Annotated in this window: 23 protein-coding genes, 1 tRNA gene and 1 riboswitch; of the genes, 22 read left to right on the forward strand and 2 right to left on the reverse strand. The window is 50.2% G+C overall.

The features are described 5' to 3' along the window. Window positions 1–20 precede the first annotated feature (20 nt). The 7 genes from ACTL32_RS07225 to ACTL32_RS07255 all read left to right on the forward strand — a co-directional run bounded on the left by ACTL32_RS07225 (window position 21) and on the right by ACTL32_RS07255 (window position 7,386). Window positions 21–650, forward strand: coding sequence for a TetR/AcrR family transcriptional regulator (locus ACTL32_RS07225; RefSeq protein ID WP_441340828.1), 630 nt, complete (start codon window positions 21–23; stop codon window positions 648–650). A 16-nt stretch (window positions 651–666) separates the two neighbouring features. After that, entirely contained in the window at window positions 667–1,440 is a 774-nt protein-coding gene (locus tag ACTL32_RS07230; RefSeq protein ID WP_441340829.1) for an enoyl-CoA hydratase, read from the forward strand. A 20-nt stretch (window positions 1,441–1,460) separates the two neighbouring features. After that, window positions 1,461–2,234, forward strand: coding sequence for an electron transfer flavoprotein subunit beta/FixA family protein (locus ACTL32_RS07235; protein ID WP_204890311.1), 774 nt, complete (start codon window positions 1,461–1,463; stop codon window positions 2,232–2,234). Between the two features lie 112 nt (window positions 2,235–2,346). After that, window positions 2,347–3,312 carry an electron transfer flavoprotein subunit alpha/FixB family protein gene (locus tag ACTL32_RS07240; RefSeq protein WP_441340830.1) on the forward strand — a complete coding sequence of 322 codons (966 nt, stop codon included), beginning with the start codon at window positions 2,347–2,349 and terminating at the stop codon, window positions 3,310–3,312. Window positions 3,313–3,658: 346 nt separating this feature from the next. Further along, window positions 3,659–3,973, forward strand: a complete 315-nt coding sequence (gene trxA, locus ACTL32_RS07245) for a thioredoxin (protein WP_204890313.1) — start codon at window positions 3,659–3,661, stop codon at window positions 3,971–3,973. A gap of 50 nt (window positions 3,974–4,023) precedes the next feature. Continuing rightward, window positions 4,024–5,820: an excinuclease ABC subunit UvrC gene (uvrC, locus tag ACTL32_RS07250; RefSeq protein WP_441340831.1), complete on the forward strand. Its 1,797-nt coding sequence runs from the start codon at window positions 4,024–4,026 to the stop codon at window positions 5,818–5,820. Window positions 5,821–5,857: 37 nt separating this feature from the next. Next, window positions 5,858–6,032: riboswitch (Lysine riboswitch) on the forward strand. Window positions 6,033–6,171: 139 nt separating this feature from the next. Continuing rightward, the gene (locus tag ACTL32_RS07255; protein ID WP_441340832.1) at window positions 6,172–7,386 is read left to right on the forward strand and encodes an aspartate kinase; all 1,215 of its coding nucleotides are present in this window, start codon (window positions 6,172–6,174) and stop codon (window positions 7,384–7,386) included. A 453-nt stretch (window positions 7,387–7,839) separates the two neighbouring features. Here ACTL32_RS07255 and ACTL32_RS07260 read toward each other — a convergent pair whose 3' ends face one another. Continuing rightward, the gene (locus ACTL32_RS07260; protein WP_441340833.1) at window positions 7,840–8,832 is read right to left on the reverse strand and encodes a glycosyltransferase family 2 protein; all 993 of its coding nucleotides are present in this window, start codon (window positions 8,830–8,832) and stop codon (window positions 7,840–7,842) included. Window positions 8,833–9,008: 176 nt separating this feature from the next. Beyond that, the gene (locus ACTL32_RS07265) at window positions 9,009–9,410 is read right to left on the reverse strand and encodes a YslB family protein (protein WP_441340834.1); all 402 of its coding nucleotides are present in this window, start codon (window positions 9,408–9,410) and stop codon (window positions 9,009–9,011) included. 197 nt (window positions 9,411–9,607) lie between these two features. On the opposite strand from ACTL32_RS07265, the gene ACTL32_RS07270 reads away from it, so the two are divergent. The 15 genes from ACTL32_RS07270 (at window position 9,608) to clpX (ending at window position 22,583) form a co-directional block, all read left to right on the forward strand. Continuing rightward, on the forward strand, window positions 9,608–10,222 hold the full coding sequence (locus ACTL32_RS07270; protein WP_377340527.1) for a succinate dehydrogenase cytochrome b558 subunit: 615 nt from the start codon (window positions 9,608–9,610) through the stop codon (window positions 10,220–10,222). A gap of 45 nt (window positions 10,223–10,267) precedes the next feature. Beyond that, window positions 10,268–12,016 (forward strand): succinate dehydrogenase flavoprotein subunit, encoded by a 1,749-nt coding sequence (gene sdhA / locus ACTL32_RS07275; RefSeq protein ID WP_441340835.1) that lies wholly within the window; start codon window positions 10,268–10,270, stop codon window positions 12,014–12,016. A 24-nt stretch (window positions 12,017–12,040) separates the two neighbouring features. Next, on the forward strand, window positions 12,041–12,811 hold the full coding sequence (sdhB, locus tag ACTL32_RS07280; protein ID WP_441340836.1) for a succinate dehydrogenase iron-sulfur subunit: 771 nt from the start codon (window positions 12,041–12,043) through the stop codon (window positions 12,809–12,811). A gap of 239 nt (window positions 12,812–13,050) precedes the next feature. Continuing rightward, window positions 13,051–13,518, forward strand: a complete 468-nt coding sequence (locus ACTL32_RS07285; protein WP_441340837.1) for an acyl-CoA thioesterase — start codon at window positions 13,051–13,053, stop codon at window positions 13,516–13,518. A 74-nt stretch (window positions 13,519–13,592) separates the two neighbouring features. Continuing rightward, on the forward strand, window positions 13,593–14,045 hold the full coding sequence (locus tag ACTL32_RS07290) for a MarR family winged helix-turn-helix transcriptional regulator (RefSeq protein WP_441340838.1): 453 nt from the start codon (window positions 13,593–13,595) through the stop codon (window positions 14,043–14,045). Between the two features lie 17 nt (window positions 14,046–14,062). Further along, the gene (gene racE, locus ACTL32_RS07295; RefSeq protein WP_441341196.1) at window positions 14,063–14,866 is read left to right on the forward strand and encodes a glutamate racemase; all 804 of its coding nucleotides are present in this window, start codon (window positions 14,063–14,065) and stop codon (window positions 14,864–14,866) included. A 77-nt stretch (window positions 14,867–14,943) separates the two neighbouring features. Beyond that, the gene (rph, locus tag ACTL32_RS07300) at window positions 14,944–15,693 is read left to right on the forward strand and encodes a ribonuclease PH (RefSeq protein ID WP_441340839.1); all 750 of its coding nucleotides are present in this window, start codon (window positions 14,944–14,946) and stop codon (window positions 15,691–15,693) included. After that, the gene (locus ACTL32_RS07305) at window positions 15,690–16,295 is read left to right on the forward strand and encodes an XTP/dITP diphosphatase (RefSeq protein ID WP_441340840.1); all 606 of its coding nucleotides are present in this window, start codon (window positions 15,690–15,692) and stop codon (window positions 16,293–16,295) included. Before rph ends, ACTL32_RS07305 begins: the two co-directional genes overlap by 4 nt. Window positions 16,296–16,411: 116 nt before the next feature. Beyond that, a tRNA-Arg gene (locus ACTL32_RS07310) sits at window positions 16,412–16,485 on the forward strand. Window positions 16,486–16,731: 246 nt separating this feature from the next. Further along, a complete protein-coding gene (locus tag ACTL32_RS07315) occupies window positions 16,732–17,082 on the forward strand; it encodes an OsmC family protein (protein WP_441340841.1) in 351 nt (116 codons plus the stop codon). Between the two features lie 110 nt (window positions 17,083–17,192). Then, window positions 17,193–17,846 carry a TetR/AcrR family transcriptional regulator gene (locus ACTL32_RS07320; RefSeq protein ID WP_441340842.1) on the forward strand — a complete coding sequence of 218 codons (654 nt, stop codon included), beginning with the start codon at window positions 17,193–17,195 and terminating at the stop codon, window positions 17,844–17,846. A 5-nt stretch (window positions 17,847–17,851) separates the two neighbouring features. Continuing rightward, the gene (gene spx / locus ACTL32_RS07325) at window positions 17,852–18,244 is read left to right on the forward strand and encodes a transcriptional regulator Spx (protein ID WP_441340843.1); all 393 of its coding nucleotides are present in this window, start codon (window positions 17,852–17,854) and stop codon (window positions 18,242–18,244) included. Between the two features lie 104 nt (window positions 18,245–18,348). Next, window positions 18,349–19,329 carry a tetratricopeptide repeat protein gene (locus ACTL32_RS07330; RefSeq protein WP_441340844.1) on the forward strand — a complete coding sequence of 327 codons (981 nt, stop codon included), beginning with the start codon at window positions 18,349–18,351 and terminating at the stop codon, window positions 19,327–19,329. A 102-nt stretch (window positions 19,330–19,431) separates the two neighbouring features. Next, window positions 19,432–20,745, forward strand: a complete 1,314-nt coding sequence (gene tig / locus ACTL32_RS07335) for a trigger factor (protein WP_441340845.1) — start codon at window positions 19,432–19,434, stop codon at window positions 20,743–20,745. Between the two features lie 566 nt (window positions 20,746–21,311). Next, entirely contained in the window at window positions 21,312–22,583 is a 1,272-nt protein-coding gene (gene clpX, locus ACTL32_RS07340; protein ID WP_441340846.1) for an ATP-dependent protease ATP-binding subunit ClpX, read from the forward strand. Window positions 22,584–22,745: the final 162 nt, after the last annotated feature.

The following is a 22,745-nucleotide window of genomic DNA, read 5'->3' on the forward strand; positions in this document are numbered from 1 at the left end:
ACTATAATATGAAAATATGAATGAACCGCCATTCATATTTTCATATTTTTTTGGGTGGTGACGAATTGGTAAAAAAGGAAAAACCGAAATACAAGCAAATTGTTGATGCGGCAGTAATAGTCATTGCTGAAAACGGCTATCATCAGGCGCAGGTCTCGAAAATCGCCAAACAGGCCGGCGTAGCGGATGGCACGATCTATCTGTACTTCAAAAACAAAGAAGACATTCTCATATCCGTGTTCCAGGACAAGATGGGGCTGTTTGTCAGCAAGCTCGGCGAAATCGTTGACAAGGAAGCAACCGCTTCCGACAAGCTGCAATTGATGATTCAGAGCCATTTTGACCTGCTGGCGAACGATTTGCATTTGTCGATCGTCACCCAGCTCGAGCTCCGGCAATCCAACCACGAGCTTCGCATGAAAATCAATGGCGTGTTAAGGGAGTATTTATTGCTGATGGACAAAATCCTCGTCAAAGGCATGGAAACAGGCGAATTTGACAAGGATATGGATATCCGTTTAGCAAGGCAGATGGTTTTTGGTACAATGGATGAGACGATCACCACTTGGGTGATGAATGATCATAAATATGATTTGGTCGAATTGGCGCCGAAAGTCCATCGTCTTTTGATGAAAGGGATCCGCGCATAAGAAAGGGGCTTATCGAATGGAATTCATCAGTTGGAAGAAAGAAGACGGCGTAGCGGTCGCAACGATCAACCGTCCGCCGGCGAATGCATTGTCCCGCTCGCTGATCATGGAAGTGAACAGCTTGCTGGATGAAGTGGAGAACGACGACGAAGTCCGGGTGATTGTCCTTCACGGAGAAGGCAGGTTCTTCTCTGCAGGGGCAGACATCAAGGAATTCACGCAAGTCACATCGGGCGAGGAATTTTCAAAGCTGTCAGCGAGCGGCCAGGAAGTTTTCGAACGGGTGGAGACATTCCACAAACCGGTCATCGCGGCGATCCACGGAGCAGCGCTTGGCGGAGGGCTGGAACTGGCGATGAGTTGCCATATGCGATTTGTCACTGAAAATGCTAAACTGGGATTACCGGAATTGCAGTTAGGCTTGATTCCCGGTTTCGCAGGCACACAGCGCCTGCCAAGATATGTCGGTGTAGCCAAAGCGGCCGAAATGCTGCTGACGAGCGATCCGATTTCCGGTACGGAAGCTGCCCAATTGGGGTTGGCGAACCGTGCTTACGCCGAAGAAGACCTGCTTTCGCAAACGCTTACAATTGCGAAGAAGATTGCGAAAAAGAGCCCGGTATCCGTGAAAGCGGCAATCGATATGCTCCAATTCGCGAAACACGCTTCGTATCATGAAGGCGTGGAAGCGGAAGCGAAATCCTTTGGTACGGTATTCGTATCGGAAGATGCAAAAGAAGGCATCCAGGCTTTCCTGGAAAAACGCGAAGCACAATTCAAAGGGAAATAATACTTGGGAGGTTTACGTTCATGAACATTTATGTATTGGTTAAACGCACATTCGACACAGAAGAAAAGCTGGTTATCTCCAACGGCCAAATCCAGGAGGACGGAGCGGAATTCATCATCAACCCATACGATGAGTACGCGATCGAAGAAGCGATCACTGTCCGCGATGAGCACGGCGGCGAAGTCACTGTCATCACAATGGGCGGGGAAGATGCTGAGAAGCAGCTTCGCACAGCACTTGCGATGGGCGCTGACAAAGCGGTCCTTATCAACACTGAAGACGATGTGGAAGAAATGGATCAGTTCACTTCAGCATACATATTGGCTGAGTATTTGAAAGACAAAAATCCGGACTTGATCCTTGCAGGAAACGTAGCGATCGATGGCGGTTCCGGACAGGTCGGGCCGCGTGTTGCTGATCTTCTTGGCATCAACTACGTAACAACGATCACAGAGTTGAAAATCGACGGCACAACTGTCACGATCACCCGCGATATCGAAGGGGATGCAGAAGAGCTTGAAACATCATTGCCGCTATTGGTTACAGCACAGCAAGGATTGAACGAGCCGCGCTACCCGTCACTTCCAGGCATCATGAAAGCAAAGAAAAAACCGCTTGAAGAACTGGAATTGGACGATCTGGACATCGAAGAAGACGATGTTGAAGCGAAGACGGAAACAATCGAAATCTACTTGCCGCCGAAAAAAGCTGCAGGGCGCATCCTTGAAGGCGACTTGAACAACCAGGTCACTGAATTGGTCGGCTTGCTCCGCAATGAAGCGAAAGTGATCTAATCCTGCCTCGGGCAGAACCGGGTCCTTCTTTTTCAGAAGGGCCGCTGAATCTTACCAATAAAACCGAACGTTCCATAAATTTCTTCACATCTACTTAGGGGGTAAACGGACTATGTCGAAAAAAGTATTAGTGTTGGCAGAGACGCGCGAAGGCGCGCTCCGCAACGTATCATTTGAAGCAATTGCCGCTGCGAAGCAAGTATCAGGCGGTGGGGAAGTCGTTGCCGTTTTGCTTGGCGACGCAGTAAGCGATTTCGGCCAGGAATTGGTCAACTACGGCGCAGACCGCGTCGTTACAGTGGAACACCCGCATTTGAAGCATTACACTTCTGACGGATACGGCCAGGCGTTCATGGCAGTTGTCGAGCAGGAAAGCCCGGAAGCATTGGTATTCGGACATACGGCAGTCGGCAAAGACTTATCTCCGAAAATCGCTTCCAAGCTGCAGACCGGCTTGATTTCGGACGTTACTGCAATCGAAGGCGAAGGCGATGACGCAGTATTCATCCGCCCGATCTATTCAGGGAAAGCGTTCGAAAAAGTGAAAAACAAAGAAGGCATCGCATTCATCACGGTCCGCCCGAACAACATCGCACCGCTTGCAAAAGAAGAGCGTTCAGGCGAAGTCAGCTCGTTATCGGTCGACATCACGAACTTGCGCACAATCATCAAGAACGTTGTCCGCAAATCAGCTGAAGGCGTCGATTTGTCAGAAGCGAAAGTGATCGTTGCAGGCGGCCGCGGCGTGAAGAGCGCTGACGGATTTGCTCCGCTTCAGGAACTTGCAAACTTGCTTGGCGGCGCAGTAGGCGCATCTCGCGGAGCTTGCGACGCTGACTATGTCGACTATTCGCTTCAAATCGGACAAACAGGCAAGGTCGTTACGCCTGACCTTTACATCGCTGCAGGCATCTCGGGCGCCATCCAGCATTTGGCCGGCATGTCCAACTCGAAAGTCATCGTAGCGATCAACAAAGATCCGGAAGCGAACATCTTCAAAGTCGCTGACTACGGAATCGTAGGGGACTTGTTCGAAGTCATCCCGATGCTTACAGAAGAATTCAAGAAAGTAATGTAATAAAACCTAGAAGGCCTGCCCAGTGCAGGCCTTTTTTTATGGGTGGAAATAGAAGGCAATGGATAAGGTTACAGTTTCAAAATGAGTTGAATAAAAGTTATTTATTATTCATTACCGCTTCGGCGCTTTGGGCATAGCTCCGCTTAGCCCGTCGACGCGCCAGTGCTTGGTAAGCCCTTTAGAAATGAGCAGATCTATACGTTTATGCGGAATATCTGAAGATCTGTTTGAACGTTTTATCGAACCCTCTCAAGGGTAAACAAGCATTAGGCATATAAATAGCTACGCCAAATGGCACATGGTATAATCAGTTTAGATTTTGTTAAAACATAAGGAGGAATTATTCATGGCAATCGTTAAAGGGACAGATCAAAACTTTTCACAAGAAATTTCTGAAGGCCTAGTACTAGTAGACTTTTGGGCTGCATGGTGCGGACCTTGTAAAATGATCGCTCCAGTTTTAGAAGAATTGGACGCTGACATGAACGGCAAAGTGAAAATCGTAAAAGTGGACGTGGATGAAAACCAAGGAACGGCTAGCCAGTACGGCATCATGTCGATCCCGACTCTTCTTTTGATGAAAGACGGAGAAACAGTAGACAAAGTAGTCGGCTTCCGTCCGAAAGAAGCTTTGGCAGAATTGGTTAACCAACACGCATAATTCTTAACCGGGTCCAGAAATGGTGCCCGGTTTTTTAATAGGGTGAGGATATGGCAAACGAACTGATACAACACAAACTGGCGATATTGCCGGATCAGCCGGGCTGTTACTTGATGAAAGACCGGCAAGGGACCGTCATCTATGTCGGGAAGGCCAAAGTGCTTAAAAATCGTGTGCGCTCGTATTTCACGGGGAGCCACGATGCAAAGACGCAGCGGCTTGTAGGCGAAATCGAGGATTTCGAGTATATCGTCACGTCTTCTGACGTGGAAGCGCTCATCCTGGAGCTTAACCTGATCAAAAAGCACGACCCGAAATACAACATCATGCTGAAGGATGACAAATCGTACCCTTACCTGAAAATTACCGGGGAGCGGCATCCGAAGCTGATCACGACGCGCCAGGTCAAGCGGGACAAAGGAAAGTATTTCGGCCCTTACCCGAACGCCTATGCCGCCAGTGAAACGAAGAAATTGCTCGACCGGCTCTACCCGCTCCGGAAATGCCATACGATGCCGGACCGCGCCTGCCTTTATTACCATATGGGGCAATGCCTGGCGCCGTGCATCAAGCCCGTGGAAAAGGAAACCTACCAGGAAATGATCGACAGCATCACGAAGTTCCTGAACGGCGGTTTCCGCGAGGTGAAGCAGGACCTGATCGAGAAGATGTCGGAAGCTGCCGAAAACCTGGAGTTTGAACGGGCGAAAGAATACCGCGACCAGATTTCCCATATCGAGACCGTCATGGAGAAGCAGAAGATGGCGATGAACGATTTCACCGACCGGGATGTCTTCGGCTACGCGGTCGACAAAGGCTGGATGTGCGTCCAGGTCTTTTTTGTGCGCCAAGGCAAATTGATCGAACGCGACGTCTCGCTGTTCCCGCTCTACCGGGATCCGCAGGACGAGTTCCTGACGTTTCTTGGCCAGTTCTATGAACAGCCGCACCATGTGAAACCGAACGAAGTGCTGCTGCCGGAAGGGACGGATGCGGAACTGGTCCGCGATTGGCTCGGCATCCGCGTCCTGGTTCCGCAGCGGGGCAAGAAAAAAGACCTCTTGTCGCTCGCCCGGAAAAACGCCGAAATTGCGATCAAGGAGAAATTCCAGCTGCTTGAGCGACAGGAAGAACGGACAGTCGGCGCTTGCGTCGAACTCGGCGAAGCGATGAACATCCAGACGCCATTGCGCATCGAAGCGTTCGATAACTCCCATATCCAGGGAGCGGACGCTGTTTCTGCGATGATCACCTTCATCGACGGCAAACCGTCGAAAAAAGACTACCGGAAATACAAGACGCGCAGCGCCGGCCGGCCGGATGATTACGCCGCTATGCGCGAAGTGGTCCGCCGCCGTTATACGCGCGTGCTGAAAGACGGCTTGCCGTTGCCGGACTTGATCGTCATTGACGGAGGCAAAGGGCAGATTTCTTCTGCAAGGGAAGTGCTCGAAGATGAGCTAGGCTTGTCGATCCCGGTCGCCGGGCTTGCCAAAGACACCAAGCACCAGACTTCGCAGCTGCTTTACGGCGACCCGGTTGAAGTGGTGCCGCTGAAGCGGACGAGCGAAGCGTTTTATATGCTGCAGCGCATCCAGGACGAGGTCCACCGCTTCGTCATTACGTTCCACCGCCAGCAGCGAGGCAAAAATTCAATCCAGTCGGCGCTTGATGAACTCGAAGGCGTAGGGCCGAAGCGCAAGCAGCAGCTGCTGCGGCATTTCGGTTCGGTCAAGCGCATCAAGGAAGCCGGCGTGGAAGAGCTGCGCGAAGCGGGCATGCCGGTGAAGCTGGCAGAACAGATCCGCCAGCATTTTTCACAACAATCGTTGCCAAGCGAACAATAACGTGCTATCGTAAAAACAGAAATGAATCACTTGGAAAAGTGATGATAGAGGTGCGAACGTCAAAAGTAGCCATCCGGAGATTTGCTGAATCTGTGAAGGATGGGGAAAGGGGCGGTCGCCGAAGTGCCCGGGTTCCTGCAACCCCGGGTGCTGGTCCTGCATTTAATAGATGCCGGGCTGTCAGAGTCAATCTCTGGAGGGCTATCTCACATGGACGTTTTTTCGTATTCGTACATGCTAAAGAGGTAGTTTGCCGCAGACGCGGCGGGCTGCCTTTTTTTATTGTCTGGCCGGGGTGCTTGCGCCTTGGCATTCATGTTGAGGGCCACTTACATTATGGGAGTGGATGAGATGAAAACAGTAGTCATGAAATTCGGAGGCACATCAGTTGCGACTCCAGAGAAAATCATCGGGGTTGCAAAGCGGGCAATCCGCGAAAAGGAAAAAGGGCGCCGTGTCGTCATCGTCGTCTCTGCCATGGGCAAAACGACGGACACTTTGCTCGGGTTGGCGAATGAAATCTCCGCCGATCCGCCGAAACGTGAAATGGACATGCTGCTTGCGACCGGCGAGCAGGTGACGATTTCGCTCCTAGCCATGGCCTTTAAGGCACTCGGACACGAAGCGCTTTCTTTCACCGGATGGCAGGCAGGCATAGAAACCGAATCGGTGCCGCGGAATGCGCGCATCGAACAGATCCATACCGAACGCCTCGAGCGCGTGCTCGAAAATGGCTTTTTCTGTGTGGTGGCCGGATTCCAGGGAGTCGATAAGATCGGCAATATCACGACGCTCGGCCGCGGCGGTTCGGATACGACGGCGGTCGCCCTTGCTGCTGCTCTCAACGCAGATGCCTGCGAAATCTATACCGACGTTGACGGCGTCTACACGTCCGATCCGCGGTATGTGACGGGCGCCCGCAAGCTCGAACAGATTTCCTACGATGAAATGCTGGAACTGGCGAATCTCGGGGCAGGCGTCCTGCACCCGCGGGCTGTTGAATTCGCCAAAAACAACCAGGTCCCATTATCCGTCAGCGCGAGCTATTCGGATGAACCGGGCACAACTATACAAGAGGTGGTCACTGTGGAAAAAAATCTAATCGTTAGAGGCGTCGCGTTCGAACCGGGAATCGCCCGCGTCACGGTCATTTACAAAGAAGCATTCAACGGCTCATTGGCCAATATCTTCACTAAACTGGCGGAAAACCATATCGATGTCGATATTATCGTCCAAAGCATCACCGACGAATTTCCGCCCTCGGTTTCATTCTCCATCAAAGAGGACAGTTTGGCAGAAACGCGCCGGGTGCTCAATGACAACCAGGAAAGCATCGGTTTCGTTTCAGCGAACTATGAAGTCGGCCTTTCGAAAGTGTCCATCGTCGGTTCCGGCATGGTATCGAATCCGGGAGTCGCAGCGCAGATGTTCGACATCCTGCGAAAAGAAGGGATTCCGGTGAAAATGGTCTCCACATCCGAAATCAAAGTTTCGGTCGTCGTGCCGGAAACAGAAATGAAAAAATCGGCCAATGCACTCCACAACGCATACGGGCTATCTGAATAACGAAAAGGCAAGCTCCGCAATGAAGCGGGGCTTGCCTTTTTCAAAGTAAAGAAAGATATCAATTGACTTTCCTTCAATTGTTAAGCCGATATTCCGCAAAACAGCTGCGAAGCTATTGGGCGAAGACACTTCGGCCAATAGTTTTGCGACGAAGCGCATAGCGCGCAGGAGCACAAGGTTTTTATCCGCAGGCGTCTCCACTGTTTTGCTCCATATCTCAGACAGTGCTGCTAAATAAGTAAAGTATCGGCGTTCAAAGAACTGTACCAGCGCCGGCGCGTCCACGGGCTGGGGAAGCTATGAGACGGGTGTTCTTCCCGGCTCATGGCGAAAGCCATGCCCAAAGCGGTGTGTATACTCTATACTGATAATCAACTTTTCTATAGACAGTTTCTTTATATATTGAAAAGGCAAGCTCCGCAATAAAGCGGGTCTTGCCTATTTGTTTGCCTATTACCCGGCATCGGGGATGTCGCTTGAGAAAAATGCCAGCACTTGCTGGAGATCATCAGTTTTGGCGCAGCTCACATACTGCTGCAAGGGAGCCGGGAGGAGGCTGATGATTTTATTATTGGACCAGTTGGCCAAGAAGCGGTTCAACTCTCGGAGCCAAGCAGTCTTTTCACGCTGGCCAAGGGCAGATGAGGCGAGCGACACGCTGCGGCCGGTCGTGAATTCTTTCTTCAGGTATTTGGCGATCAGCACGTCCTGATGAACCTGGTTTTTGATATGGCGTTTGATGATGCGGACAGATTGGGCCAGGGTGCCGTAGTAATCGGCAGGAGAGGCTGGCATCACTGAAGCATGTTCTTTGTCGGTATGGTTGACGACATAATAACAAGGATAGTCGGCAACGATGGAGATGGCGTCGGCGAGTATATAGGCATGGACCATGAAAGGCTGGTCCTCGGCAGTGCAGATGCCGACCGGGAAGCGGATTCCTTTTTCGAGGAGGAATTTGGTGCGGAACATTTTAGTTGGGCCGATTGCATCGAACACATCGGATTGGAGCGCTGTCGTTCTGGGCTGGTTGCGGTGGAACATGGATTGGGCGACGCCGCGGCCGTTGACGCCGACGAATTTGCCGAGCACGATATCGGAACGGTTGTCCGCCGCCATCCGGTACATGCGCTCCAGTGCCTCTTCCCCCAGGAAGTCATCTGCATCAACGAAGAAGATATACTCGCCGCGAGCTTCAGAAATCACTGTGTTGCGGGGGGCACCGGGACCGCCGGTATTGGCTTGGTGGATCGCACGGAAATTCGGGTACTCCTTGGCATAGGCATCAAGTACCGCTGCCGTCCGGTCTGTCGAGCCGTCATTGACGGCGATGATTTCAATATGGTATTGCGGCATCGTTTGATTCAAAATCGAATCGATGCATATTTGGACATGGCGTTCGCCATTGTAGACGGGAATGCCGATAGTGACAAGAACTTTTTCCATTAAATATCTCCCTTCAAAAAATACATAGTGAATAGTTGTTAATGTTTCAATTAGATAAAATATTCTGATTCCATCGTACAATAGAAACGGGTTTTCTGAAAGAGTCTAAGTTCGTAGGCAGATAGGAGCACGAGATGAAAATGAAAAACCTGTGCTCGTAGGCACAGGAAGAAGTGTCAGGCTTTGTCGCGAAGATCCCATTTTAAGGTAATGAGGACGCGGTTCTTTTTCGGAAACACTTCCTCGTGGGCTTCTGTCACAAATCCGTCAATTTTTTGCTTTTGCTGAGCCAGGAAACCGGCTTCGAGCTTAAAGCATCGTTGATCCGCTTTCGGCGGAGTGAGTTGAAAGACAATTTCGTCTTTGCTGGTGCGCTCTACAGCCAGCTCGCCGAAGTTCGCCTGCCTGAAAAAGTCGGGCGCTTCGTCCAAGGAGAACAGCGGGAACTTGCGGGCAAGCGATTTCCCGGCCCAATAAAGGATGTCCGCTTCGTGCTTGCCCAGGATGTCAGGCATCACGTGGTCCCGTATGATTTCATATCCGAATTGCCCACTGAATTTCGTGTCTGTGACAGTCATGTTGAACCTACTTTCAATATAATAAATACAAGGGGTGAAACTCTTAGAAAAAGGCAAGTTGCCTTGACGCTCCCAAAGGGGGGGAGTACAATAAATATGTCATATTATTGTATCATGATGATATATGCAGTCAATGGATGCTTTCGCGATAATTCGACGGCTCTTTTTTCTGCCTATTAACGTCTGAGGGAGGTAAAATTTTGGAAAATCGAGAATTTTTAATGCGCAGGCTGCACTCATTGTTAGGGATTATCCCGATCGGGCTATTCTTGACGCAGCACTTAATCGTCAACCACTTTGCGACTCAAGGTGTTGAAGCGTTCAACACGGCATCTCACTTCATGGCGAACCTTCCATTCGTAATCTTCTTGGAAATCTTCGTTATTTATCTGCCATTGTTGTACCATGCATTCTACGGATTATACATAGCGTTCACTTCGAAGAATAACGTTGGCAAATACAGCTATTTGCGCAACACATTGTTCGTAGCCCAGCGCTATACAGGTGTCTTCCTGGTCATCTTCATCGCGTGGCACGTGTTTGAAACGCGCTTCCAGGTTGCGATCGGCAATGCGGCAGAAGCAGATTTCAACATGATGGAAAACATCTTGAGCAATCCTGCAATGCTGGCTTTCTACATCGTCGGTGTTCTGGCTGCGACGTTCCACTTGGCTAACGGCCTTTGGTCTTTCCTTGTAACATGGGGAATCACACAGTCCGAAAAAGCTCAAAGAGGCGCTACTTATTTCACGCTTCTAGTATTCGTAGTGCTTTCTATTATCGGTATCCGGGCGCTATTCGCGTTCGTTTAAGAACATTTCGATCATTGGTGAACTAAAAGAGGAGTGAATACCGAAATGGCGAAAGGCAAACTTACTATTGTCGGGGGCGGCCTTGCCGGTTTGATGGCAGCTGTCAAAGCAGCCGAAGCAGGCTCTCCCGTTGATTTATTTTCAATCGTCCCAGTAAAAAGATCCCACTCCGTTTGTGCGCAAGGCGGGATTAACGGGGCAGTAAATACAAAAGGTGAAGGAGATTCACCGGATATCCACTTTGATGACACGGTTTACGGCGGGGACTTCCTAGCGAATCAGCGACCAGTCAAAGCGATGGCGGATGCAGCACCAGCAATCATCCGTCTGTTCGACCGCATGGGTGTTATGTTCAACCGTACGCCGGAAGGCTTGCTCGATTTCCGCCGCTTCGGCGGAACGATGCACCACAGAACAGCTTTCGCGGGCGCTACAACGGGCCAGCAATTGCTTTACGCTCTTGACGAGCAAGTGCGCCGCCACGAAGTGAGCGGGCTAGTTACGAAATACGAAGGCTGGGAATTCCTTGGCCTGGTTCTGGATGACCAAGGCGTCAGCCGCGGGATCACTGCCCAGAACATGTCGACAATGGAAATCAAAGCATTCCCTGCCGATGCTGTCATTATGGCAACCGGCGGACCGGGAATCATCTTCGGGAAATCGACGAACTCTGTCATCAACACAGGTTCTGCGGCTTCCATCGTTTATCAGCAAGGCGCATATTACGCGAACGGCGAATTCATCCAAATCCACCCGACTGCGATTCCAGGAGACGACAAGCTTCGTCTGATGTCTGAATCGGCACGCGGTGAAGGCGGACGGATCTGGACTTATAAAGACGGCAAGCCTTGGTACTTCCTTGAAGAAAAATACCCGGCTTACGGAAACTTGGTTCCGCGCGATATCGCAACGCGCGAAATTTTTGATGTCTGCGTCAACCAGAAGCTCGGCATCAACGGCGAAAACATGGTTTACCTGGATCTTTCACACAAAGACCCGAAAGAATTGGACATCAAGCTTGGCGGAATCATCGAGATCTACGAGAAATTCACAGGCGAAGATCCGCGCAAAGTGCCGATGAAAATCTTTCCGGCTGTCCATTATTCTATGGGCGGATTATGGGTTGATGACCACCAATTCACAAGCATTCCGGGCGTTCTTGCTGCCGGTGAATGCGATTATTCACAGCACGGAGCTAACCGCTTAGGCGCCAACTCGCTTCTTTCCGCTGTTTACGGCGGTATGGTAGCTGGGCCGAACGCGATCGAATACATCAAAGGTTTGGACGTATTGGCTGAAGATCTTCCAACTGACATTTTTGACAGAGCGGTTGCTGAAGAGCAGCGCAAATGGGATGAGATCCTTTCGTTGAACGGCACTGAAAACGCCTACGTTCTCCACAAAGAACTAGGCGAGTGGATGACGGACAACGTAACAGTTGTGCGCTATAACGACCGTCTTCAGAAAACGGATGAGAAGATCCAGGAATTGCTGGAGCGTTTCAACCATATCAACATCACAGATACACAGCTTTGGAGCAACCAAGGCGCAATGTTCACGCGCCAATTGAAAAATATGCTACATTTAGCACGAGTGATCACGATCGGCGCACTTAAACGCAACGAGAGCCGCGGTGCCCATTACAAGCCGGACTTCCCGGAACGTAATGACGAAGAATTCCTGAAGACGACAATGGCTAAATTCAATGGCTTTGATGAGCCGATTTTCCATTACGAAGAAGTCGATACTTCATTGATTCCACCACGGAAGCGCGATTACTCAGCGAAAGCATAGTATTAAGGAAGGAGCTAATTTACCATGGGTGAAGCAGCAAAAACGGTAATATTTGAAGTCGAACGCAGAAACTCTACGAATGAAGATTCGTATTGGGAAAAGTTCGAATTAGCATATCGTCCCAACATGAACGTCATTTCCGCCTTGATGGAAATCCGCCGCAACCCGGTCAACATGGACGGGAAAAAGACCACTCCGGTCACTTGGGACATGAACTGCCTTGAAGAGGTTTGCGGCGCTTGTTCAATGGTCATCAACGGCAAAGCACGCCAGTCGTGTACAGCTCTCGTTGACCAATTGGAACAGCCGATCCGCCTTCAGCCGATGAAGACATTCCCTGTCGTCCGCGATTTGATCGTTGACCGCAGCCGGATGTTCGATTCCCTGAAGAAAGTCAAAGCTTGGGTTCCAATCGATGGAACGCATGACCTTGGCGAAGGGCCGCGTATGCCTGAACGCAAACGCCAGTGGGCTTACGAATTATCAAAATGTATGACTTGCGGCGTATGCTTGGAAGCATGCCCGAACGTCAACGATAAATCCGATTTCATCGGACCTGCTCCACTTTCACAAGTACGCTTGATGAACGCCCACCCGACCGGCGCTATGAACCGTGATGAGCGTTTGAACGCCATCATGGGTGAAGGCGGCTTGGGAAGCTGCGGAAACTCGCAGAACTGTGTTGAATCTTGTCCAAAAGGAATTCCTTTGACAGCTTCAATCGCTGCGTTGAACCGCGACACAACCGTCCAAATGTTCCGCAACTTCTTCGGAAGCGACAGAATGGTGGATTAGTCTAGAAAAGCGAAAGCGCCCGTTTAGCTCCGACAAGCGCTGGAGGGCTTAGAGTGAATGGCGTTCTTTGCCATTCGCAGTAAGACCGAAGCGACTCGAGGAGCTGGGCGCTGAAGACTAGACAATATATTTAAACCCCGCAGCTGCGGGGTTTTTTTGATGCCTGCACCTGTTGGCAATGCCCATTGTGCGGTGAATTTTGTTATACTGAGAAAATAAAGGGTACAGGAGGATTTTAAATGAAAGCGAATTATATCGAGGATTTCGAGGGCTGGGCAGAAGGATTTCATTTTTCCGTGCCGGTCCAAGTCCGCTTTTCAGAGACCGACATGTTCGGCCATGTCAACAACACCGTGCCGATCACTTATTTCGAATTTGCGCGCATCGAGTTTATGAAAGAAATTGGCCTGATGCAGAGCTGGCTCGAACGCGGCAGCGCATTTTTCCCGGTCGTCGCGGATATTCAGGTGGATTATGCCAAGCAGGTGTATTTTGATGAGATGCTGCAGGTTTTCGTCAAAGTCGCTTCTGTCGGCAATTCGTCGATCGATGTGCATTACTGGATCGTCAATGCCGACGGGGAAACATGCTATACCGGCAGGGGCGCCATGGTGCAGATTTCGCGGGAAACTGGAAAAGGCCATCCGTGGACAGAAGCGGAAAGACAACTTTTTGGCGCCAAAAACTTAATTTCCGCAAAAAGTTGAGAGGATTCTTGCCATATCATTAAAAAACCTTCACTATAGAAGGAAGGATTCTGAGCCAAGGAGAGTTGATTTCAATGAGTGAAAATATTAAAAACCATCCGCATGACCCCGAAAAGGTAGCGTTCATGGAAAAGGAACTGCGCTATATATCCGGCATCATCAAGCAAAAAGGCCGGGAGATCCTCAATTCCTATACGATCACGCCGCCGCAGTTCGTTGCGCTGCAATGGCTTTTTGAACATGGGGATATGACGATCGGCGATCTTTCGAACAAGATGTACTTGGCATTCAGTACGACGACGGATCTCGTCGACCGCATGGAAAAGAATGAACTGGTCGTCCGCATCCGCGAAGAACAGGACCGCCGTGTGGTACGCATCAAATTATTGCAAGAAGGCGAACGCATCATAGAAGAAGTGATCAAAAAGCGCCAGGACTACCTGGAAAATGTCCTGTCGGATTTCAGCGAAGAAGAAGTCGGACAGCTTTCATTCCTGCTTGAGAAGCTTCATACCAACATGAAATAGAATGGGGCGATTTGAACGTGAATGCGCCAATCGGTGTTATAGATTCAGGAGTCGGCGGGCTGACCGTCGCCAAGGAAATCATGCGGCTTTTGCCCAATGAGCAAATATTTTACATAGGGGACAATGCCCGCTGTCCGTACGGCCCACGGTCGCTGCAGGAAGTGAAGACCTACACATGGCAGATGGCGCAGGCGTTGATGAAGAAGAAAATCAAGATGCTCGTAATTGCCTGCAACACGGCGACAGCGGCTGCGCTCGATTCGCTTCAGAAGAAACTGCCCATCCCGGTCATCGGCGTCATCTTTCCGGGTGCACGGGCGGCAGTCAAATCATCCCCGAGCAAGAACATTGCGGTGCTGGGGACGCTTGGGACGGTGAAGAGCGGCGCTTATGAGAAAGCGGTCAAATCGCTCGTCTCATCGGCCCATGTCGTCCAGCTCGCGTGCCCGTTGTTCGTTCCGCTTGTGGAAAGCGACGAGTACGAAGGGGAATTTGCGCGCAAAATCGTGCGCGAGACATTGGCTGAAATCGAAGGTGAAAGCTTCGACACGGCAATCCTCGGCTGCACCCATTATCCGCTCCTGCAGGGCTTTATCGAAGAGGCATTCGGCAAAGGGGTCCGTGTGCTTTCTTCCGCCGAAGAGACGGCGAAGGACGTCGAGCGGCATCTGCGTTTCATGGGACAGATGTCGACGCGCACGCAGCCTCCGGTGCACCATTTCTACACGACCGGCTCATTGCCGATCTTCCAGTCAATCATCCGCAAATGGCTGGGGATCGAAGAACCTTTTATCCATTCAATCCGTTTTCCGAAAACCTGACAGCCTGGCTGCCGGGTTTTTTGTTTTCAGCGGCACAAATATGGTAATCTTATGAGGAAGATACGAGGAGGATATATATGACTAGAATTGATGGCAGAAAAGCGGACCAGCTGCGTCCGGTACAAATGGATACGGAGTACTTGATCCACCCGGAAGGTTCGGTCCTGATCACGGTCGGCCAGACAAAAGTGATCTGCACCGCAACGATTGAAGAGAAAGTGCCGCCGTTTTTGCGGGGCCAAGGGAAGGGCTGGGTCACTGCAGAGTATTCCATGCTGCCGCGTGCAACCAATTCACGGAACCGCCGTGAATCGTCCCAAGGGAAAGTCGGCGGGCGCACGATGGAAATCCAGCGCCTGATTGGCCGTGCACTGCGCGCTGTCGTCGACTTGGAGAAACTTGGGGAACGTACCCTCTGGATCGACTGCGACGTTATCCAGGCGGACGGAGGCACACGTACCGCATCAATTACAGGTGCGTTTGTCGCAATGACGATGGCAATCGGCAAACTTGATCTGCCTGTCTTTCCCGTGACCGATTTCCTGGCGGCGACAAGCGTCGGCATGGACAATGACATGGGGGCGATCCTCGACTTGAACTATGTCGAGGATTCGACGGCGGACGTCGACATGAACCTCGTCATGACCGGCTCCGGCCGCTTTGTGGAACTGCAGGGGACCGGCGAAGAAGCAACATTCTCGCGGGCCCAGCTGAATGAACTTCTGGATCTGGGTGAACTTGGCATCAGCCAATTGATCGCCATGCAAAAACAGACACTTGGAGAGGTCGCTCTCCGGGTAGGGGAAGAGGTGAACTCAAACGTATGAAAAAAGTGATCATTGCGACACAAAACCTCGGCAAGGCCAAGGACTTTGAAGCACTTCTGCGGCCGTTCGGCTATGAAGTGCTGACCCTCCGGGATGTGGCGGAAGACGTCGATGTCGAAGAGACCGGCACTACATTCGAGGAGAACGCCATCCTGAAAGCGGAAACGATCGCCTATATGCTGAAAACGACGGTCATTGCAGACGACAGCGGACTCGAGATTGACGCGCTGGGCGGAGAACCGGGTGTCTATTCTGCGCGCTATGCCGGCGGCGAGAAAAGCGATTCCGCAAATATTGACAAGGTATTGGAAAAGCTGAAAGGCGTACCGGAAGAAAAGCGAAGCGCGCGGTTCCGCTGCGTATTGGCTGTCGCCGCCCCAGGCAAGGAAACGAAAACGTTCCACGGTACATGCGAAGGCTATATCCTGGAAGAGCGATTCGGGGAAAACGGCTTCGGCTACGACCCGATTTTCTGGGTCCCGGCAGAAGGGCGTACGATGGCCGAGATGAACCCGCATGAAAAAGCGGCTATTTCGCATCGCGGAAATGCGCTGCGCAAATTGCAGGTCTCCCTTTCGAAAATTCTGGACACAGACGAATAAACGACAAATTAATGTTTTTTCAAAATAGCATTGACTTTTCCTCCAATCATTTCTATAATTAAAATTGTCTTTCGTTGGAGCCGGGTGCTAGAGCCCAGGTAACTTCAGAAAACCATGTCCCAGTAGCTCAGCTGGATAGAGCAACGCCCTTCTAAGGCGTCGGTCGGGAGTTCGAATCTCTCCTGGGACGTTATGGAAATGACTACATATGCAATAGGGAAACCCCTTCGGTCTAATACGGATCGAAGGGGTTTTTCTATTGGAGTTAAAATATATTTTTTGTGAACGGAATATTCAGAAAAATAATGATAGAATGAATGTAAAATAAGGACAGGAAGGCGGAGAGTGAATGGCAGGACCGGTGTTGAAAGTGGCGACAAAGTGGTAGCAGGATTTCTTGTTTACGATGACGACCCCAGGAGGGCATTAGCTGGAAATGGATGCCCATCAGGCGACAGGCGGAGAAGGGAATGGCGTCTTGCCGATGCAGGCGCTTCTGGGGTCGCTGGCAGGTTGTGTCGGGATGGATGTGGTGGCGATTCTGCGACCCCGTATGGACAAGATCAAACGGATTAAAATCGTCACAGAAGGCGCAAAAAACGACAAGCCGCCGAAGGAGTTCACGGCGATTACCGCCACATTCCAAGTAGACGGCGAAGTCGAGCCGGAGTGGGTCTGGCACGCCATCCGCACAAGTGCGGACAAATACTGTCCGGTCGCCCATTCCATCCTGCCGGAACTGACCTACCGGCTGGTGCTAAATGATGAGGAAACGCCGGAACTGTAGATTAAATGGCGAAATTGTGAAAAGCAGGATAAATAAATGCCGTTCCAAACATGAACCAAAGTTCATGTTTAATGGGCCGGCATGGTATTGTTATAACTAGAGGTGAGAATATGGCGCACGAGAACCTTATCGGAGACTTTCCGACGTTTCCGAAACAACAACGATCCATGCAGAAAAGACAGGCGCTGCTCGAAAGCGGACGGATCCTTTTTAGTGCAAGAGGATACGAGCACACAACCGCTAAAGAAATTGCCGCGCATGCCAAAGTGGCAACCGGAACTTTCTACCGGTATTTCTCCGACAAACGGCAATTGCTGATGTCTTTGATCGAAGACCATATCGACGACATGATGCCGATCGATCTGGAATGGAAAAGCGGCGATCCGGAGAAACTGCTCGCCGGGCGCCTTGAAATGCATTACCACAAAATCAACGAGAAAAACTTGCGCAGGCTCATGCCTGAGATTTTATTCCGCGACGCTGAACTGGCTGAAGTGGTGCAGGAAGCGAAGACTCGCATGCTGGAAAAAGTGACGGAACACCTGCACCTGCTCCACCGCAAAGGGCTGATGTGGCAGGATATCGATATCGAAACCCTCGGCTGGTCGCTCCAGTCGCTGATGGAAAAGCTCCAATCGCGCAACGACCAAGGTTTGCCGGTCGACTACCAGGCATTCTCCAAGATATTTTGCCGGATGCTGTTCCCGCCTGAAGTGATCCAAAAAATGAGAAATGGCACGCTAAATGAATGGAAAGGACCGTGAAAAGTATGAAAGCGAAATTGTTTACGGCTACGAGCAATACGTCCTGCCGCAAGGCGATTGCGTGGATGAATGAATACAACATCCCCTACACCGAAAAGAATATATCGACCACTCCTATCACAGTAGAGGAAATCCAGGAAATCCTGTCGCTGACAAATGAAGGCACCGAAGAAATCATTTCAAAAAAGGCCTATGCCATCAAAAAGCTGAAAGTGGATATCGATTCCTTGTCCATGCCCCAACTGTACCAAGTCATCCAAGATAACCCCGGCATCCTCCGCCTTCCAATCATCCATGATGGAAGAAAGCTGCAAGTCGGCTATAACGACGACGAAATTCGTCAATTCCTGCCACGCTGGTTCCGGACCAACCAATTCCAAAACCTTTTAAGCATGTAGCCTGTTTGTGGAAGGGCGGGAGCGGGAATCGGTTACTAAACCCTTTTTCGTTTTCCCGTAAAATTCCATTATGTTATCATAGACAGTACAAATGGGGTGTTAATATGCGAAAGAAGTACAGCGACTTGAAGCGCAAAGGGAATGTCATCGTTTTTCCCAAGACCGTGGACCGCTTGCTGACTGAAGGCATGAATCTGCTGAAAGACGAGAAGTACGAAGAAGCGCGCGATAAACTGTACCAAGTCTTGGCTTATGAGCCGGAGCACGCCGGTGCGCTCGGCGCTTATTGCTATTGCCTCTTTGAGCTGGGCGAATACGAAGAAGCGCTTGAAGTATGCAAGGAACTGCTGAAAGTCGGCCCGGTCCACTATCTTGAAACGATGGAATTATACATAAGCATTCTGATGCAAGTGAAAGAATTCGAGGAAGCGGAACGGATGATCGAAATCCTGATCGAGGAGAAAGTGCTGCCGGAAGAGCGGCTCGAGCAATTCCAGCACTTGCGCGATCTGAACGAACGCATCACATCGAACAAAGCTGCTGTCAAAATCGACCCCACGCTTTTTGCGGCCGCGACATTTACGTCGCTGCCGCCGGCCGAGCAGGAAAGGCTAATCATGGAGCTGCCGCCCGCATCCTATGAAGTGATGAAAGGCAGCCTGTTGGCGCTTGCTGAACATCCGGAGACGGACCTGCTTGCCAAAACATACATATTGTTCATGCTCCACCAGGAAAAGGTGAAAGCCGACGTCCACCTTGTGAAGTTCTCGTTTGAAGGGACCTTCTCCATTGCCGACTTGCCGGACCCGCAGAACCACAGCCGCATCCGCGCCATCAAAGCGCAGATCGAGGAGCGGCTCGCAAAAGATCCGAGCGGGCTAGAGATGGTCCGCCAATTGTTCGAACGGCACGTCTTCCTTTTTTATCCGTTCATGTGGGAAGGCCATAGCGAAGCGGAAGTGGCGGAAAGCTACACCGCTTACCTGGATGTCCTGTTTTCCGGCGAGACCGCTTTTTCAGGAAACCGGGAGCTGTTGACGCTAATCATCCATGCCGAGCAATGGTTCGAATTGCGCGATAGGTAGAAATAGTTGAACATGGCGCTATCTATGATATAATATGGTGGTTGTCAAAAATCGAAAAGAACTGATTATGACTTTGTAGAAAATGTTTGGAGGGCTTATAAAATGTCAGCAAAATGGGAAAAGCAAGAAGGTAACACAGGAACACTTACAGTCGAAGTGCCAGCGGAGCAAGTAAACGCCGGATTAGACAAAGCATTCAAGAAAGTGGTAAAAGAAATCAACGTGCCAGGTTTCCGCAAAGGGAAAATGCCGCGTCCGATGTTCGAACAGCGTTTCGGCGTTGAATCGCTTTACCAGGACGCGCTTGACTTCATCCTGCCGGATGCTTACGCAAACGCAGTAGAAGAAGCCGGAATCAACCCTGTTGACCGCCCGGAAATCGACATCACCACGATGGAGAAGAACAAACCGCTTGTATTCACAGCTAAAGTGACGGTTAAACCGGAAGTTCAGCTTGGCGAATACAAAGGCCTTGAAGTTTCCAAGCAGGACACAAACGTGACTGACGAAGAAATCGAAAGCCAATTGAAAGAAAACCAGGAGCGTTTCGCTGAACTTGCTGTCAAAGAAGACGAAGCGATCGTTGAAGGCGACACAGCTGTCATCAACTTTGAAGGATTTGTTGACGGAGAAGCGTTTGAAGGCGGAAAAGGCGAAGACTATTCCCTTGAAATCGGTTCAAACTCATTCATCCCAGGCTTCGAAGCACAATTGGTCGGCGTAAAAGCTGGCGAAGAAAAAGACGTTGAAGTCACTTTCCCTGAAGAATACCACGCTGCTGAACTTGCAGGAAAAGCTGCAACATTCAAAGTGAAAGTAAACGAAGTGAAATCTAAAGAGCTTCCTGAACTGAACGACGAGTTCGCTAAAGAAATCGATCCTGAAGTTGAAAGCCTTGAAGCACTTCGCACGAAAATGAAAGAAACATTGGCAGCTGACAAGCAAGCCGGTGCAGATGCACAGCTTCGCGACGAGTTGGTCCAAAAAGCTGCTGAAAACGCAACAGTCGAAATCCCGCACGCTATGATCCATTCTGAAATGGACCGCATGATGCAGGACTTCGAACAGCGCTTGACTCAGCAAGGTATGAACCTTGATCTTTACTACCAATTCTCAGGCCAGGACGAAGAAGCTCTTCGTGCACAAATGCATGACGACGCTGAAACTCGCGTACGCGTGTCATTGGTTCTTGAAGCTATCGCTGCTGCTGAGAACATGGAAGTGTCTGCTGAAGACATCGACAAAGAACTTGAAAAAATGTCCGGCCAGTTCAACATGGACATCGAGCAGATCAAAGCCGCTCTTGGCGGAACAGAAATGCTTGAAAACGACATCCGCATGCAGAACACAGTTGAGTTCCTAGTGGAAAACGCGAACATCACAACTGAAGTGGACAACGCACAAAGCGCTGAATAAGCGAACACATAAGCAATAAAATAAAACAAGGCGCGGCAACGCGCCTTGTTTTTACTCTACATAGAAGAATGAGCTAAGCTCGATATATATTATAAGATATAATTTTTTATCCGATATTCCGCAAAACAGCTGCGAAGCTATTGGCCGAAGGTAGTTTGGCTGATAGCTTTGCGATGAAGCGCGTAGCGCTGCAGGAGCAGTACGGTTTTCTCCGCTGTTTTGCTCCATATCTCAGATAGCATTGCAAAGACAGATAGAGCTGCCTTTTCTTAATGAGCTATACCAGCGCCAGCGCGCCTATGGGCTAGGCGAAGCCATGAGACGGGTGGTTTTCCCGGCTGATGGCGTAAGCCATGCCCTAAGCGCTGAAGCGAATATTAGCGGTTGCTAAACTCTACTTATATTAAATGGAGCATTTTAGCATCAAACTGGTGTTCATAAGCACATCGGAATTTATTCCATATGAATAAATGCACATTCAAAAGCTTAGTCTTTGTGGTAAATCTAATTAGTTGCTACAATAAGCATAATCTTGTAAGATAATGGCTTGAATAGGGGTGAATACATTGTTCAAATTCAATGACGAAAAAGACCACTTGAAATGTTCTTTCTGCGGAAAACCGCAAGAACAGGTTCGTAAACTGGTTGCAGGACCAGGTGTATATATTTGTGACGAATGTATTGAGCTTTGCACGGAGATCGTAGAAGAAGAGCTTGGTACAGAAGAAGCAGTGGAATTCAAGGAAGTCCCGAAACCGAAAGAGATTCTGGACATCCTGAATGGCTATGTCATCGGACAGGAAAAAGCGAAGAAATCGCTGGCTGTCGCGGTTTATAACCATTACAAACGCGTCAATTCCAACAGCAAGATCGACGATGTGGAATTGTCGAAATCGAATATCGTTCTGATCGGACCAACAGGGAGCGGGAAAACCTTGCTTGCCCAAACTTTGGCTCGCATCCTGAACGTACCGTTCGCCATCGCAGACGCTACTTCTTTGACAGAAGCCGGCTATGTCGGTGAAGACGTCGAGAACATTCTTTTGAAACTGATCCAAGCAGCGGATTACGATGTGGAACGCGCTGAAAAAGGCATCATCTATATCGATGAAATCGATAAAGTGGCCCGTAAATCAGAGAACCCGTCCATCACGCGCGACGTTTCAGGCGAAGGCGTTCAGCAAGCCCTCCTGAAAATCCTGGAAGGCACGACAGCTAGCGTTCCACCGCAAGGCGGACGCAAGCACCCGCACCAGGAATTCATCCAGATCGACACGACGAATGTCCTGTTTATCGTAGGTGGAGCGTTCGACGGCGTTGAGCAGATCATCAAACGCCGCCTGGGCAATAAAATCATCGGTTTCGGTGCAGATCCGAACAAGGAAGAAATGGATGACAAGACATTGCTCAGCCAATTGATTCCGGAAGACTTGTTGAAATTCGGCTTAATCCCTGAATTCATCGGTCGTTTGCCGGTATTGGCAAGCCTTGAGCAATTGGACGAGAATGCGCTGGTTCAAATTTTGACGGAACCGAAAAACGCATTGATCAAGCAGTATCAGAAGATGATGGAACTCGACGGTGTTGAATTGACGTTCGAACCGGACGCATTGGTGGAAATCGCGAAATTGGCGATTGAACGCAAAACAGGCGCCCGCGGACTGCGCTCGATCATCGAGAACATCATGCTTGAAGTTATGTTCGATCTTCCATCCCGCGAAGATATCAAAGAATGCATCATCACAAAAGAAACATTTACCGAGAACGCACAGCCAAAACTCATTTTGGAAGATGGATCTGAATACAAGGCTGACAATAACGAGAAAACATCCGCATAATTGTGGAGCTGCCGTCCTGGGAGAGATCCTTCCAGGTTGCCGGTGGACCAAACGGACTTTAACGGCCTGTTGATCTATTGCGACAGCAGGATCACATGCCCGTTGAAGTTGGGCAGTAAAGGATGATACGGGCTGACTCTGATCGTGCACATCCGCGCGCTC

It is taken from the genome of Planococcus sp. FY231025, from assembly GCF_052078085.1.
In the GTDB taxonomy this organism is placed as follows: Bacteria; Bacillota; Bacilli; order Bacillales_A; family Planococcaceae; genus Planococcus.

Excerpts from the sequence above, each read along its gene's own strand:
- ACTL32_RS07230 (WP_441340829.1), top strand. The coding sequence starts at position 667 with ATGGAATTCATCAGTTGGAAGAAAGAAGACGGCGTAGCGGTCGCAACG.
- ACTL32_RS07290 (WP_441340838.1), top strand. The coding sequence starts at position 13,593 with ATGAGTGAAAATATTAAAAACCATCCGCATGACCCCGAAAAGGTAGCG.
- sdhB (WP_441340836.1), top strand. The coding sequence starts at position 12,041 with ATGGGTGAAGCAGCAAAAACGGTAATATTTGAAGTCGAACGCAGAAAC.
- ACTL32_RS07315 (WP_441340841.1), top strand. The coding sequence starts at position 16,732 with ATGGATGCCCATCAGGCGACAGGCGGAGAAGGGAATGGCGTCTTGCCG.
- trxA (WP_204890313.1), top strand. The coding sequence starts at position 3,659 with ATGGCAATCGTTAAAGGGACAGATCAAAACTTTTCACAAGAAATTTCT.
- ACTL32_RS07255 (WP_441340832.1), top strand. The coding sequence starts at position 6,172 with ATGAAAACAGTAGTCATGAAATTCGGAGGCACATCAGTTGCGACTCCA.
- ACTL32_RS07260 (WP_441340833.1), bottom strand. The coding sequence starts at position 8,832 with ATGGAAAAAGTTCTTGTCACTATCGGCATTCCCGTCTACAATGGCGAA.
- rph (WP_441340839.1), top strand. The coding sequence starts at position 14,944 with ATGACTAGAATTGATGGCAGAAAAGCGGACCAGCTGCGTCCGGTACAA.
- ACTL32_RS07305 (WP_441340840.1), top strand. The coding sequence starts at position 15,690 with ATGAAAAAAGTGATCATTGCGACACAAAACCTCGGCAAGGCCAAGGAC.
- uvrC (WP_441340831.1), top strand. The coding sequence starts at position 4,024 with ATGGCAAACGAACTGATACAACACAAACTGGCGATATTGCCGGATCAG.
- ACTL32_RS07265 (WP_441340834.1), bottom strand. The coding sequence starts at position 9,410 with ATGACTGTCACAGACACGAAATTCAGTGGGCAATTCGGATATGAAATC.
- ACTL32_RS07240 (WP_441340830.1), top strand. The coding sequence starts at position 2,347 with ATGTCGAAAAAAGTATTAGTGTTGGCAGAGACGCGCGAAGGCGCGCTC.
- ACTL32_RS07285 (WP_441340837.1), top strand. The coding sequence starts at position 13,051 with ATGAAAGCGAATTATATCGAGGATTTCGAGGGCTGGGCAGAAGGATTT.
- ACTL32_RS07235 (WP_204890311.1), top strand. The coding sequence starts at position 1,461 with ATGAACATTTATGTATTGGTTAAACGCACATTCGACACAGAAGAAAAG.
- spx (WP_441340843.1), top strand. The coding sequence starts at position 17,852 with ATGAAAGCGAAATTGTTTACGGCTACGAGCAATACGTCCTGCCGCAAG.
- tig (WP_441340845.1), top strand. The coding sequence starts at position 19,432 with ATGTCAGCAAAATGGGAAAAGCAAGAAGGTAACACAGGAACACTTACA.
- ACTL32_RS07225 (WP_441340828.1), top strand. The coding sequence starts at position 21 with ATGAACCGCCATTCATATTTTCATATTTTTTTGGGTGGTGACGAATTG.
- ACTL32_RS07320 (WP_441340842.1), top strand. The coding sequence starts at position 17,193 with ATGGCGCACGAGAACCTTATCGGAGACTTTCCGACGTTTCCGAAACAA.
- sdhA (WP_441340835.1), top strand. The coding sequence starts at position 10,268 with ATGGCGAAAGGCAAACTTACTATTGTCGGGGGCGGCCTTGCCGGTTTG.
- ACTL32_RS07330 (WP_441340844.1), top strand. The coding sequence starts at position 18,349 with ATGCGAAAGAAGTACAGCGACTTGAAGCGCAAAGGGAATGTCATCGTT.